The organism is Vibrio sp. CK2-1 (assembly GCF_021726515.1).
In the GTDB taxonomy this organism is placed as follows: Bacteria; Pseudomonadota; Gammaproteobacteria; order Enterobacterales; family Vibrionaceae; genus Vibrio.
Map to the genome: position 1 here is coordinate 109641 of NZ_JAKKCJ010000004.1, position 13349 is coordinate 122989.

A 13349-nucleotide genomic window follows, 5' to 3' on the forward strand; every position below is an offset into this window, starting at 1 on the left:
GAAGTGTATATGACTCAACCAAAAGACATCGTGTCAGAAAATCAGATGGCGTCAGAAAAAGACGAAACCACATTTCAGACCTTTAAAAAATTATGGCCAATGATCAGTATTTATAAAGCTGGTTTATTTGTGGCTACTATTGCTTTAATTATTAATGCGGCTAGTGATACTTATATGGTATCGCTATTAAAACCATTGTTGGATGAAGGTTTTGGCTCTACTGATTCAAATTTCTTAAAAGTCCTACCTTTCATTGTTTTAGGCATGATGGTAGTGCGTGGTTTAAGTGGCTTTGTTTCCACTTATTGCTTGAGCTGGGTATCGGGCAATGTGGTCATGGAAATGCGCCGCAAGTTGTTTAACCACTTCATGAAAATGCCAGTGAGCTACTTTGATAAAGAATCTACTGGTTCACTGCTATCTCGTATTACCTATGATTCAGAACAAGTTGCCTCAGCCACTAGTAAAGCCTTGGTTAGTATTGTTCGCGAAGGTGCAAGCATCATCGGTTTGTTATTCTTGATGTTTTATAACAGCTGGCAGCTTTCTCTAGTATTGATTGCGGTGGCACCTGTAGTGGCGATTGCGATTCGAGTAGTATCAAAGCGTTTCCGTCGCATCAGTAAAAACATGCAAGACATGATGGGTAACGTAACCTCATCGGCAGAACAAATGCTAAAAGGGCACAAAGTCGTATTGAGCTACGGTGGTCAGCACGTTGAGAAAAAACGTTTTGACTCAGTAAGTAATAAAATGCGTCAACAATCGATGAAAATGGTGTCTGCTCAAGCCGCTGCAAACCCAATCGTTCAGTTGATTGCGTCGAGTGCGTTAGTGGTGGTGTTGTATTTAGCGAGCATTGATTCAATTAAAGAGCAACTGACTCCAGGTACTTTCACGGTAATCTTCTCAGCGATGTTCGCTATGATGAAACCATTGAAATCATTGACTAACGTAACCTCTGATTTCCAAAAAGGTATGGCTGCTTGTCAGACACTATTTGGCATTATTGAACTGCCATCAGAAATTGATACCGGCGATAAAGAAGTTGAAAAAGTGAAAGGTAATCTTGCGGTTAAAGACGTTACCTTTACCTACCCGACTAAAGATGCGCCAGCGTTACGCAATGTATCCTTTGATGTCCCTGCGGGTAAAACCGTCGCACTAGTAGGGCGTTCAGGTTCCGGTAAAAGTACCATTGCTAACTTATTCACGCGTTTTTACGATATCGACTCTGGTGAGATCCAATTAGATAACAATGATATTCGTGAATATACCTTATCGAACCTGCGCACTCACTTTGCCATCGTGTCGCAAAACGTCCATCTATTTAACGATACTATTGCCAACAATATTGCCTATGCCGCGCAAGAGCGTTACAGCTTTGAGCAGATTAAACGTGCCGCTGATTTAGCCTACGCGACCGATTTCATTGAAAACATGGATAACGGTTTTGATACTATGATCGGTGAAAATGGCGTTAACCTATCAGGTGGCCAACGTCAGCGTTTAGCAATTGCTCGTGCCTTGTTACGTGATGCACCGGTGTTAATTCTGGATGAGGCAACCTCTGCATTAGATACTGAATCAGAACGTGCCATTCAAGCAGCGTTAGATGAGCTGCAAAAGAACAAAACCGTGATCGTGATTGCGCACCGTTTATCGACCATTGAAAATGCCGATGAAATCTTGGTTGTCGATGAAGGTGAAATTGTCGAGCGCGGCAACCATGCATCGTTAATTGAAAAAGATGGTGCTTATGCTCAGCTTCACCGTATTCAATTTGGTGAATAATGCATTCTTGTATTGATAGTCAAAACGTTAAATCAGTAGGGTAGAGTGATGGTTGAAAAGATTTGGTTTCACCGTCACCCACTCGGTTGGCTATTGGCTCCAGTTTTATGGCCGCTAAGCCGACTGTTTAAGCTGATTAGCGGTAAACGTCGCAAGGCTTATGCTTTAGGTAAAAAGCCAAGTTATCGCGCGCCAGTACCAATTATCGTGGTAGGTAATATTACCGCTGGTGGTAATGGTAAAACGCCAGTGGTGATTTGGTTGGTGGAAACATTGCAATCTCTTGGTATGAAGCCGGGGGTAGTCTCCCGTGGTTACGGCGGTAAAGCTGAAAACTACCCATTACTAGTAGAATTGGATACTCCGAGCGCACAATCAGGCGATGAGCCAGCTTTAATTAAACGTCGTACAGGCGCACCAGTTGCCGTCGACCCAGTAAGAAGCCAGGCGGTAAAAGCATTACTAGAGCAAGATGTTGATATCATTATCACCGATGATGGCTTGCAGCATTACGCACTTAAGCGAGATATCGAATTTGTGGTGATTGATGGCCAACGTCGTTTTGGGAATCAGCACTACATTCCATTTGGCCCATTGCGTGAAGGGCTAGAGCGTTTAAATGAAGTGGATTTCTTGATAACTAACGGTGGTGCTGCGCAAAATAATGAAATTGCCATGACGCTAGAGCCTAGTGAAGCGGTGAATTTAAAAACCGGTGAGAAAATATCGGTGCAGCAACTCCCTAAATTGGTGGCATTTGCTGGTATTGGCCATCCGCCTCGTTTTTTCAACACGCTAGAATCATTAGGTGCAGAGGTCGTAAAAACTCAGGCATTCGCCGATCACCAAGCATTTGAACAAGCAGAATTACAGCAACTTGCGACTCAAGGTCAGCATTTAATCATGACAGAAAAAGATGCGGTTAAATGTTACCAATTTGCAGAAGAGAACTGGTGGTACTTACCGGTTTCCGCGCAAATTTCATCGCAAGATAAACAGAATATTATTAAAAAAATCACAGAGGTTAAGAGTCAATATGGATCATCGTCTACTTGAAATCGTGGCTTGCCCAGTCTGCAAAGGTAAAGTGGTACTGGATAACGACAAGCAAGAACTTATTTGTAAGTTTGACCGTTTAGCCTACCCAATTAAAGAAGGCATCCCTATTATGCTTGCGGTAGAAGCCCGTCAAATGTCGATGGATGAGGGGCGATAATGTCTTTTACCGTTGTTATTCCATCTCGTTACCAGTCGTCACGTTTACCGGGTAAACCACTAGCGGATATCGCTGGTAAGCCTATGGTGCAATGGGTGCATCAACAAGCTTTGCAAGCTGGTGCTGAGCGAGTGATTGTTGCCACCGATGATCCGCGCATTGAAGCGGTAGTCAAAGGTTTTGGTGGTGAAGTATGTATGACGTCACCAGACCATCAATCTGGCACTGAACGCTTAGCAGAAGTCGTCGAGAAGATGGGCATCGCCGATGATCACATCATTGTCAACGTGCAAGGAGATGAACCATTAATTCCACCTTCAATCATCAAACAAGTAGCCGAAAACCTAGCCAATAGCACCGCACCAATGGCAACGCTTGGCGTGAGTATTGATGAACCGGAAGAAGTGTTTAACCCCAATGCAGTAAAAGTCGTGACCGATGAACAAGGTTACGCACTCTACTTTAGCCGTGCCTCAATTCCTTGGGATCGCGATGCATGGGCAAAAGAAGATAAAACCATTCGCCAGCCACTTATGCGCCACATCGGCATTTATGCCTACCGTGCAGGTTTCATCAATACGTATATTAATTGGCAGCCAAGCGCCCTAGAGCAAATTGAATCTTTAGAGCAACTACGCGTACTTTGGTACGGTGAAAAAATTCACGTTGCTCTAGCTAAAGAAGCGCCAGCGGCAGGTGTTGATACTCCAGAAGATTTGGAAGTAGTGCGTAAGATTTTAGGCAAGTAAGCGCTCTTTAATTAGTATGAAAATGAAGCTCAATTCAGCGATGGATTGGGCTTTTCTTATTTTTATGCGGTTTACGTTAGTGTCACTCTGAACAAGTGAGATACGAACGTGATTCAGAATCTCCTAGTACGCATTAATACCTAGTTAAATATCAACGAGCTTTAGGAGATTCCGTATCTTCACTCGCTTCGCTCGTTGTACGGAATGACGCCCTAGGGAACTCAATAGTTTCCGTCATTCTGAAAAGCGAGGAACGAGCGTAGTTCAGAATCTCCTTTCATCTGTTACTAGCTAATAAATACTTAGAACTTGGGGGAACAGTCCGGTGATATAAATTTGATTTCATAAATTAATTTAGATGTTTAGCTTGTTGGGTGGGGAAGTTAGTGGAATGATAGATGGAAGGACTATAGGGACTTTTCCATTTAGTAAATTGCTAAACGCCATGGAGACAATGGTGAACGAAAAAATAATTAAGACCTTGGCGAGACAGCCAAAACTTACACCTGATTTAATTCAAACAATATGTAAGAAGAGGGCTAATATTGACGTTCATGTTCGACCGAAGAGCATGGGTAACTGCCGCGGGTTTGAAGTTTCGTCAGAAGGCTCTATTGTGTATGTAACAGATCGTCCAATTTCATATTACACAAAGAAATATCACCGTGTTACTAATATGCAATCACGCTCAATTGAAATAGCAACCCCTATGCCACTCTATTTAGGGCAAGGTGACTTAGATAAAGCATTATTTGATATTTACAATTCCAAGAACCCCAAAGAATCTGTAAATAAATGGCTACTAGATATTTTTTCAATTGATGTAGCTACGGCCTACTTCAATAAATATCTTTCAGCTAGTAACTGCTTTAAAGAGTATAAAACTATAATTTTTGAAGCTATCGAAGCTTTCTATATGGGAATGGATCATATAGCTATAATGTCGCTAATTCCGGTTCTTGAAGCTGGTTTGAGAAATGTTCAAGAAAGCACGTTAAACATGAATACTGGTAACGTCAGTGCTAAAGAATTTGAACGTGGTTTGAAACTTCAAATTTTGACATGGGGTAGGCGCTCTGTAGAAAGCTATAGTTGGTATCCAGGAAAGGGTTACAATACTGAAGTTGAAATTGACTTCTTCACTCAAATTAACCCTCAATGTGATGTAATTAATGCATTTCGGGTCTATTTCAATCAAGTGTTGTATAAATCTAGTAGTGCTGAATCTCAGGGATTCAATAGACATTTAATCGTTCATTTATTAATGAATAATTTTAATGAGCCATCAAACTTTATACGTATATTTCTTGCGCTTACAAATGTAGCGTTCATCGAAAGCTTATATAATCAAGATATTCCATTTATGTGGCAAGGTATAGATGATAAAGATCGAAGTTTAGGTAATTACATTCGCTCTGTTTCCAAAGAATTTGGTGACCCACGATGCAAGTTGTTGAACAAACTTGGTATTAGTAACTACGATCTAGACGTTTAACAAAGAGTTATGAGTGATTCCCAATGGATAATATTTTTATTTCATCATTGAATTTCGCGTTTACGGTGTAATGGTTTAGCTTACGTGGTAGCGTTGCTCACCGCTTAATAGGGCGTTATCAACCAAGTTTAACTTCCTAATTGTTATTATAGGGCGGACTATTACTTCAGATGATTTTGAGGCAGTTGTGATTGATTAAGAATGGCAACGATCAAGATAAAACCACCTTCTTTGGTAAAGTAGGCAGTGTGCTTGCCAATTGGAAAGTAGAAACCACCTGGGTAGGTTGTTTCTGTAGTTATTCCATTGTAATTCGGAAAGTTTGTAACGGTGTAGTTTTTGATTTACGCAAATGGCTTTGTGCCAATGTACTTAACCTATATTTGTTCATTTGCATATTTTAGGTTACAGACCCTTCAAGAATGTTTCGCCATCAACCACATTACCCTGCGTGAGGTCTTCTTTTGAAGCATCAAAACAGTGTTTTATGTAATTTGCTTTCATTGCTTCAAATTCTTCGTAGTCTTTAATGGACATAACAACGACAGCATCTTTGCTGTTTTTGCTAATTTTAATAGGCTCTCGTTGAGCATTTAGAAGTAGTTCGCCAAAGTTACGTTTAGCGTCATTCGCAGTTAATGTGTGCATGTTCAAATTCCAAGCTTGGGTTATCAGTAAAAGTATAATTGTTTGTGCGAAATGCTCAATGTGATTAAATCGTGCGATTTGTGTGAAGTTAACTACAAGAGTGACTTTAAACCTTTTCCTTATTAAGGAGGCTCCCCCGTGGATTTAGAAATTTACCAAGTCGATTCATTCAGCACTCAAGCATTCAAAGGCAATCCGGCTGGTGTTTGTATCAGTGAGGATGGGTTAAGTGAGTCATTAATGTTGTCTATTGCTGAAGAAATGGCGGTATCGGAAACGGCCTTTTTATCGCTTAATGATATGAGATTAAGATGGTTTACGCCCAAAGCTGAAGTGAAGTTGTGTGGACATGGCACGCTGGCGGTAGCTCACGTTTTAAAACAAAAAGGGCAAGTTAAGGTTGGAGATAGCGTTAATTTTGTAACCTTATCGGGCACTTTAACCGCCCAAATTAATCAAGAGACTATAGAGCTTGATTTTCCATCACCAACCATTGAATTCGATATTTACCAATCTGCAGAGTTATTAGAACATTTGGGTATCCCAAAAGATGACGTGATAGCGTTTGGTGAGTTTGATTCAAAAGTCTTTATTGAAATTTTCAGCGAAGAAACGCTATTAAATCTTACGCCAAATTTTGATGCTCTAAAGCAAATTAATGGGCGTGGTGTGTTGGTAACTACGCGTTCAACCAATGACGAGTTGGATTTCATTTCACGCTATTTTGCACCTTGGGTTGGAGTAAATGAAGATCCGGTTACTGGCTCTGCGCATTGTGCTCTAACGGTCTACTGGGCGGATAAGTTGGGTAAAACAAAGTTCAAAGCCTTTCAAGCATCCGCGCGAGGAGGGTATGTAGATACTGAATTGCTGCCGAATGGCCGTACTAAACTAGTCGGTTCAGCCATTACAGTGATTAAAGGAGTAATGCACGTACCACAGGGGTAATATAATTTAGCACCTTAAATCGTTTATGAAATTCCATGCCCGGTATGGTTGTCTGGTTTTGGTGGACACGTTGCTAGTACTTCTCTGCGGCCCGAGTCTTTCACTTCTTCCAAAATAACATCGAAGCCCCATAAGCGGTGTAGGTGTTTGAGAACTTCAGGGTAGCCATCGTTGAGTGGAATTCTGTCTTGTGGAACATGTTGCAAGGTAAGGGAGCGGTCGCCACGCACATTAACATTCCACACCTGAATGTTGGGCTCTAGGTTACTGAGATTGTACTGTGATGCGAGTTTTTCACGGATGGCTTGATAACCTAATTCATCATGAATAGCGCTGACTTGGATATAGTTTTTTCTATCATCATCTAGCACTGAAAATAGCTTAAAATCACGTATTACTTTTGGCGATAAATATTGGCTGATGAAGCTTTCATCTTTGAAGTTATGCATGGCAAAGTGAAGCGTGTTTAACCAATCACTGCCTGCAATTTCAGGAAACCATTCTTTATCTTCTTCGGTAGGGTGCTCACAGATACGGCGAATATCTTGGAACATGGCAAAGCCTAGAGCATAAGGGTTGATGCCACTGTAGTAGCGGCTGTTGTATTCCGGTTGAGCCACGACACTGGTATGACTGTGTAGAAATTCTAAAATGAAAGAATCCGTCACTACACCTTCATCATATAAGTGATTCAAAATAGTGTAATGCCAAAATGTTGCCCAACCTTCGTTCATGACTTGGGTTTGCTTTTGTGGGTAAAAATATTGGCTTACCTTGCGGACAATCCGCACGATTTCTCGTTGCCAAGGCTCTAGCAGCGGTGCGTGTTTTTCAATGAAATACAGTAAGTTTTCTTGAGGTTCACTTGGAAAACGGGTGGTTTCATGTTGTTCATCGTGATCGGATTTCGGCACGGTACGCCATAGTTCATTGACTTGTGATTGCAGGTAGGCCTCGCGTGATTCTTGGCGTGCTTTCTCTTCTAAGATTGAAATCTTCTCAGGGCGCTTGTAGCGGTCAACCCCGTAGTTCATCAAAGCGTGACAAGAGTCGAGCACCTTCTCAACTTCACCTATGCCGTATTTTTCTTCACACTCGGTAATGTAGGTACGAGCAAACAGTAGATAGTCAATGATCGAGCTCGCATCGGTCCAAGATTGAAATAGGTAGTTGCCTTTAAAGAATGAATTGTGACCATAACTAGCGTGGGCCATCACTAGCGCTTGCATGGTAATGGTGTTTTCTTCCATAAGGTAAGCAATACATGGGTCGGAATTGATGACGATCTCATAGGCAAGCCCCATGTGACCATGCTTATAGTTTTGCTCGGTTTGAATAAAACGTTTACCAAAAGACCAATGATTATAATTGATTGGCATCCCTACACTAGAGTAAGCATCCATCATTTGTTCTGCGGTGATCACTTCAATTTGATTCGGATAGGTATCAAGGCGATAGTGCTCCGCCACACGTTTGATTTCCGTATGGTAGAGATCTAATAAATCGAACGTCCAATCTGGGCCTGTTGGTAATGGGTACCCCGGATGTGCATTTTGTTTTTCTAGTGTTTGTTGTGTTTTGCTCACCATAATGCATCCCCTTAAGATTGAGTTTGCTTTTGAAATAACTCGCGGAAAATTGGGAAAATATCGTCAACCGATTGAATGTTCTTCATGGCAAAATTATCAAAAGCTTCGCCAATTTTTTCATATTCATTCCATAACGTTTGATGCGCCCGTTTGGTGATTTCAATATAAGAATAGTATTGGCAGTAGGGCAGCAATTGTTTAACCAGTAACTCTTTACAACGCGGTGAATCATCAGCCCAGTTATCGCCATCGGAAGCCTGCGCCGCATAGATGTTCCACTCATTGGTTGGGTAGCGATCTTTAACGATGTCACTCATTAATTTTAGTGCACTGGAGACAATAGTGCCGCCGGTTTCTTGAGAATAGAAGAACTCATGCTCGTCGACTTCTTTGGCTTGAGTGTGATGGCGAATAAACACGACTTCCACGTTTTCATAGGTACGAGTTAAGAATAGGTAGAGCAAAACATAAAAGCGTTTCGCAATATCTTTGGTGGCTTGATCCATTGAGCCTGAAACATCCATTAAGCAAAACATTACCGCTTGGCTTGATGGAATTGGCCTACGTTCATAATTTTTATAGCGCAAATCGAAGGTATCAATAAAAGGAACGCTGGCGATTTTTTCTCGCAGTTCGGTGATTTCACTTTTTATTCGCGTTTCTTCTAATGGTTGAGCTGGCTCACTCATCATAACGTCATCTAGCATGCTTTCTAATTCGCGGATTTGACGACGTTTAGACGCGGTCATTGCAGTACGTCTTGCTAGAGATTGTTGCAATGAACGGACAATCGCAATATTGGAAGGGATCCCCGCGGTTTGATAACCAGAGCGGTGGGTTTTCCATTCGGTGATTTTATTGACTTGGTTTTTTCTTAAATTGGGTAGCTCAAGATCTTCGAATAAGATATCGAGATATTCATCTTTGGATATTTGAAAAATGAAATCGTCTTGACCTTCACCATCATTACTGGCGTCACCTTGACCTGAACCACCACCGGAACCTCCAGCTGGTGGACGATCAATTCGGTCGCCGGTAATAAATTGGTCGTTACCTGGGTGAACACGCTCTTTGGTGCCACCTTTGCCTTGATGGAAGGAAGGTTCACTGATGTCGTGATTCGGAATAGACACATCCTCACCGGTTTCAGTATTGGTGATAGAGCGTTTCTTGACCGCCTCAGCAACGGACTTTTTGATTTGCTCTTTGTTACGGCGAATAAAGCGCTGCCGATTGACAGTACTTTTATTTTTACCGTTTAAACGTCGATCAATAAACTGTGACATAGTGCCTCCCCAAGCAGCGTCCTCAACATGTTGAATAGCGAAGTAGGGCTAACTTGACCTTGTGATAGTACAAGTTAGCCAATGCTAAATGCTGGTTCAGTTATGAGGACTTACGCACGCGTAAATACCACTCAGCTAGTAAACGAACTTGTTTCTTGGTGTAGCCTTTCTCCATCATACGGGCAACAAAGTTGTCGTGTTTTTTCTGATCATCACTGGATGTTTTCGCATTGAATGAAATGACTGGAAGGAGTTCTTCGGTATTCGAGAACATTTTCTTCTCAATCACAGTGCGCAGTTTTTCATAGCTCGTCCAAACTGGGTTTTGGCCATTATTATTGGCGCGAGCACGTAAAACAAAATTAACGATTTCATTACGGAAATCTTTTGGATTACTAATACCGGCGGTTTTTTCTATTTTTTCTAACTCATCGTTTAACGCAGAACGGTCAAATAACTGCCCAGTTTCAGGATCTCGGTATTCTTGGTCTTGAATCCAAAAGTCGGCATAGGTGACATAACGGTCAAAGATGTTTTGTCCGTATTCTGAGTAGGATTCTAAATAAGCCGTTTGAATTTCTTTACCAATGAACTCGACATATTTAGGGACTAGGTAGCCTTTTAAGAATTCAAGGTAGCGATCCGCGGTTTCTTGCGGGAACTGCTCACGTTCAACTTGTTGCTCGATAACATAGAATAAGTGAACGGGGTTGGCGGCGACTTCAGTTTGGTCGAAGTTAAACACGCGCGATAAAATCTTAAACGCAAAACGGGTCGATAGCCCAGACATGCCTTCGTCTACGCCTGCATAGTCACGGTATTCTTGATAGCTTTTAGCTTTTGGATCGGTGTCCTTGAGGGTTTCACCATCATAGACGCGCATTTTGGAGAATATCGATGAGTTTTCTGGCTCTTTCAGGCGAGATAGAATGCTGAATTGCGACAATATCTCTAAGGTACTCGGTGAACATGGCGCTTGTGATAGTTCACTGTTGAGTAGTAGTTTTTTATAGATTTTAATCTCTTCAGACACGCGTAAACAGTACGGCACTTTGACAATATAAACACGGTCGAGGAAAGCCTCATTGTTCTTATTATTGCGGAAAGTTTTCCACTCAGATTCATTGGAGTGAGCGAGGATCATACCGTCAAAGGGTAGTGCTGATAGCCCCTCAGTACCGTTATAGTTACCTTCTTGTGTCGCAGTCAGTAAGGGATGCAAGACCTTAATCGGCGCTTTGAACATCTCAACAAATTCCATCACCCCTTGGTTAGCTTTACAGAGTGCGCCTGAGTAGCTGTAGGCATCAGGATCATCTTGTGAATAATGCTCTAATTTACGAATATCAACCTTACCAACTAGTGATGAAATGTCTTGGTTGTTTTCATCACCAGGCTCAGTTTTGGCAATCGCGACTTGATTCAAAATAGAAGGGCGAACCTTAACCACTTTAAACTTGGTAATGTCGCCTCCAAACTCCTGTAAGCGTTTTGCTGCCCAAGGTGACATGATTGAACGTAAGTAGCGTTGATCGATGCCGTATTCGCTTTTTAGCAGCTCTCCGTCCTCATCGACATTAAATAAGCAGAATGGGTGATCGTTAACTGGGCTACGAACGCCATTGGCAGAAAGGACATAAATTGGCATTTGCTGCATTAATGCTTTTAGTTTCTCGGCTAATGAAGATTTACCGCCGCCTACAGGGCCGAGCAAATAGAGAATTTGTTTACGTTCTTCGAGACCTTGTGCAGCATGTTTGAGGTAAGAAACAATCTGTTCAATCGCTTCTTCCATACCGTAAAAATGCTCGAACGTTTTATAACGAGAAATGACGCGGTTGGAAAAAATTCGGCTTAATCTTGGGTCTTTCGAAGTGTCAATAATCTCTGGTTCACCTATCGCGAGAAGCAGCCGTTCTGCTGCATTCGCATAAGCACTTTTGTCCTTTTGGCACAACGAAAGGAAGTCTTGGAGAGAAAGTTCTTCATCTTTAGAAGCTTCATAGCGTGATTGGTAGTGGTCAAAAATACTCATAGCGAATCCCCTTGAATATATTGAATGGTGAAATGTGCACACCCTATTATTAAGACTAGACTCGATTTTTTATTCTGCTTAACAATTATGAACTTATTTGTGTAAGCATTTGCGGTTTATCACGTATGGGAAAGGTATAAATAGGAGAGGGGGATTCACAAAAAGAAAAGGCGATATCCGAAAATATCGCCTTTAGTACATCGTTATAATGTATAAGAAATTATGCGTTAAAGATTTGGGTAAGCTCTGTCGCCGATAGGTGGTATTGACGAGGACAGTTACGCCACGTGCTAATCATGCGGCGATATTTGTCTAACATCGGCATTTGAGCATTGAAGTGGTGATCGCCTTTATCAAACTGAGGGTACAAACCTTCAGAATCGGTTAGGAAGCGAACATAGTTTACTGCTTGATGCTCAGTGGCAATATCGAAGCCTAGGAATTGTAAACGACGTTGATCAACGTTGGCTTTATCCGCATCAGAAAGCATGTTATTTGACTCTTGCATTGCATGATACATTTCCATGATATCGATAATTTCACGACAAGTGTCTTCTTCCATGCGGCCAAAGTTTTTATCCAACTCACGCATTTGTAAGCCGTAGCCACGCTCTACGATAGTTTGTAGACGCTTATATTTCTCTGCGTTATTAGGCTCTAGTTGCGCCATTAGATTGTATTGGTTTGATAAGATCAAACGCTGTGCGTTAGTCATTTCCATGGTGAACCTCGATAAATTTAATTGAATTCGTTTAGCTTACTTTTCGTTTAGCTTAGTTATAGCGTGATAAATGGAGAATACTTAAAACATCACGTTATCGTTATATTTGCTGAGTATTGCGACTACTTTTTCCATCGTTTCTTTTGATGGCGGTTCAACACCGTCAAGTGGGTAGTCATGCCCTAATGCTTCCCATTTGTGCGCACCAAGCTTGTGGTATGGAAGCAGTTCAATTTTCTCAATGTTATCCATATCTTTGATGAATTCGCCTAGCATTTCAGCCGCTTCGAGATCGTCGGTATAGCCTGGAACGATCACGTAACGCAACCAAGTTTTCTGGCCAATTTTATGCAGATAACGAGCAAAATCTAAAGTGCGTCGATTCGATACTCCAATGAAATCATGGTGAATCTCATCTTTCATGTGCTTGATATCGAGCATAACAAGGTCTGTTGCATCAAGAACTTCATCAATAACGTCAGTATGTTTGCGAATATAGCCATTGGTATCTAGGCAAGTATGAATGCCTTCGGCTTGTGCTGCGCGAAATAGATCACGAACAAATTCAGGTTGTAGCATCGCTTCGCCGCCTGAACAGGTAATACCGCCACCAGATGCATTCATAAAATGACGATAAGATTTCGCTTCAGTAATAATCTCTTCTACTGTCACTTCTTTGCCGCCATGGGTATCCCATGTATCGCGGTTATGGCAATACATACAACGCATTAAACAGCCTTGCATGAATACGATGAAACGAATACCTGGGCCATCAACTGTGCCACAAGATTCATAAGAGTGAATACGACCGAGAGTAGACATAGGAAAATTCCTTAGCTTTATAATGCTTTTATTTTATTACAAAAGA

12 protein-coding genes and 1 pseudogene are annotated in these 13349 nt (G+C 41.6%); 6 read left to right on the plus strand and 7 right to left on the minus strand.

Annotation, left to right across the window (positions count from 1 at the left end; genetic code table 11):
* Positions 1-45 precede the first annotated feature (45 nt).
* The 5 genes from msbA (at position 46) to L3V25_RS11595 (ending at position 5254) form a co-directional block, all read left to right on the plus strand.
* Positions 46-1794 (plus strand): lipid A ABC transporter ATP-binding protein/permease MsbA, encoded by a 1749-nt coding sequence (msbA, locus tag L3V25_RS11575; RefSeq protein ID WP_237295965.1) that lies wholly within the window; start codon positions 46-48, stop codon positions 1792-1794.
* Between the two features lie 48 nt (positions 1795-1842).
* Positions 1843-2850: a tetraacyldisaccharide 4'-kinase gene (gene lpxK / locus L3V25_RS11580; RefSeq protein ID WP_237295494.1), complete on the plus strand. Its 1008-nt coding sequence runs from the start codon at positions 1843-1845 to the stop codon at positions 2848-2850.
* A complete protein-coding gene (locus tag L3V25_RS11585; protein WP_237295495.1) occupies positions 2831-3010 on the plus strand; it encodes a Trm112 family protein in 180 nt (59 codons plus the stop codon). The genes lpxK and L3V25_RS11585 overlap by 20 nt, the downstream gene beginning before the upstream one ends.
* On the plus strand, positions 3010-3759 hold the full coding sequence (kdsB, locus tag L3V25_RS11590; protein WP_237295496.1) for a 3-deoxy-manno-octulosonate cytidylyltransferase: 750 nt from the start codon (positions 3010-3012) through the stop codon (positions 3757-3759). The genes L3V25_RS11585 and kdsB overlap by 1 nt, the downstream gene beginning before the upstream one ends.
* A gap of 391 nt (positions 3760-4150) precedes the next feature.
* Positions 4151-5254 (plus strand): hypothetical protein, encoded by a 1104-nt coding sequence (locus L3V25_RS11595; RefSeq protein ID WP_237295498.1) that lies wholly within the window; start codon positions 4151-4153, stop codon positions 5252-5254.
* Between the two features lie 161 nt (positions 5255-5415).
* Here the strand turns inward: L3V25_RS11595 and L3V25_RS11600 are convergent.
* Positions 5416-5651, minus strand: a pseudogene (locus L3V25_RS11600) (type II toxin-antitoxin system RelE/ParE family toxin).
* Between the two features lie 8 nt (positions 5652-5659).
* On the minus strand, positions 5660-5902 hold the full coding sequence (locus L3V25_RS11605; protein ID WP_237295500.1) for a type II toxin-antitoxin system Phd/YefM family antitoxin: 243 nt from the start codon (positions 5900-5902) through the stop codon (positions 5660-5662).
* Positions 5903-6040: 138 nt separating this feature from the next.
* On the opposite strand from L3V25_RS11605, the gene L3V25_RS11610 reads away from it, so the two are divergent.
* Positions 6041-6850: a PhzF family phenazine biosynthesis protein gene (locus tag L3V25_RS11610; RefSeq protein WP_237295502.1), complete on the plus strand. Its 810-nt coding sequence runs from the start codon at positions 6041-6043 to the stop codon at positions 6848-6850.
* A gap of 23 nt (positions 6851-6873) precedes the next feature.
* On the opposite strand, the gene L3V25_RS11615 is transcribed toward L3V25_RS11610, so the two are convergent.
* The 5 genes from L3V25_RS11615 to pflA form a co-directional block, all read right to left on the minus strand.
* The gene (locus tag L3V25_RS11615) at positions 6874-8439 is read right to left on the minus strand and encodes a SpoVR family protein (protein WP_237295504.1); all 1566 of its coding nucleotides are present in this window, start codon (positions 8437-8439) and stop codon (positions 6874-6876) included.
* 11 nt (positions 8440-8450) lie between these two features.
* The gene (locus L3V25_RS11620) at positions 8451-9725 is read right to left on the minus strand and encodes a YeaH/YhbH family protein (protein ID WP_237295506.1); all 1275 of its coding nucleotides are present in this window, start codon (positions 9723-9725) and stop codon (positions 8451-8453) included.
* A gap of 100 nt (positions 9726-9825) precedes the next feature.
* Positions 9826-11760, minus strand: coding sequence for a PrkA family serine protein kinase (locus tag L3V25_RS11625; protein ID WP_237295508.1), 1935 nt, complete (start codon positions 11758-11760; stop codon positions 9826-9828).
* Positions 11761-11980: 220 nt separating this feature from the next.
* Positions 11981-12481 carry a YfbU family protein gene (locus L3V25_RS11630; RefSeq protein WP_237295509.1) on the minus strand — a complete coding sequence of 167 codons (501 nt, stop codon included), beginning with the start codon at positions 12479-12481 and terminating at the stop codon, positions 11981-11983.
* 81 nt (positions 12482-12562) lie between these two features.
* Positions 12563-13303 carry a pyruvate formate lyase 1-activating protein gene (gene pflA / locus L3V25_RS11635; protein WP_237295511.1) on the minus strand — a complete coding sequence of 247 codons (741 nt, stop codon included), beginning with the start codon at positions 13301-13303 and terminating at the stop codon, positions 12563-12565.
* Positions 13304-13349: the final 46 nt, after the last annotated feature.

Coding starts and splice junctions, on each gene's coding strand:
- msbA (WP_237295965.1), top strand. CDS start 46: ATGGCGTCAGAAAAAGACGAAACCACATTTCAGACCTTTAAAAAATTA.
- lpxK (WP_237295494.1), top strand. CDS start 1,843: ATGGTTGAAAAGATTTGGTTTCACCGTCACCCACTCGGTTGGCTATTG.
- L3V25_RS11585 (WP_237295495.1), top strand. CDS start 2,831: ATGGATCATCGTCTACTTGAAATCGTGGCTTGCCCAGTCTGCAAAGGT.
- kdsB (WP_237295496.1), top strand. CDS start 3,010: ATGTCTTTTACCGTTGTTATTCCATCTCGTTACCAGTCGTCACGTTTA.
- L3V25_RS11595 (WP_237295498.1), top strand. CDS start 4,151: ATGATAGATGGAAGGACTATAGGGACTTTTCCATTTAGTAAATTGCTA.
- L3V25_RS11605 (WP_237295500.1), bottom strand. CDS start 5,902: ATGCACACATTAACTGCGAATGACGCTAAACGTAACTTTGGCGAACTA.
- L3V25_RS11615 (WP_237295504.1), bottom strand. CDS start 8,439: ATGGTGAGCAAAACACAACAAACACTAGAAAAACAAAATGCACATCCG.
- L3V25_RS11620 (WP_237295506.1), bottom strand. CDS start 9,725: ATGTCACAGTTTATTGATCGACGTTTAAACGGTAAAAATAAAAGTACT.
- L3V25_RS11625 (WP_237295508.1), bottom strand. CDS start 11,760: ATGAGTATTTTTGACCACTACCAATCACGCTATGAAGCTTCTAAAGAT.
- L3V25_RS11630 (WP_237295509.1), bottom strand. CDS start 12,481: ATGGAAATGACTAACGCACAGCGTTTGATCTTATCAAACCAATACAAT.
- pflA (WP_237295511.1), bottom strand. CDS start 13,303: ATGTCTACTCTCGGTCGTATTCACTCTTATGAATCTTGTGGCACAGTT.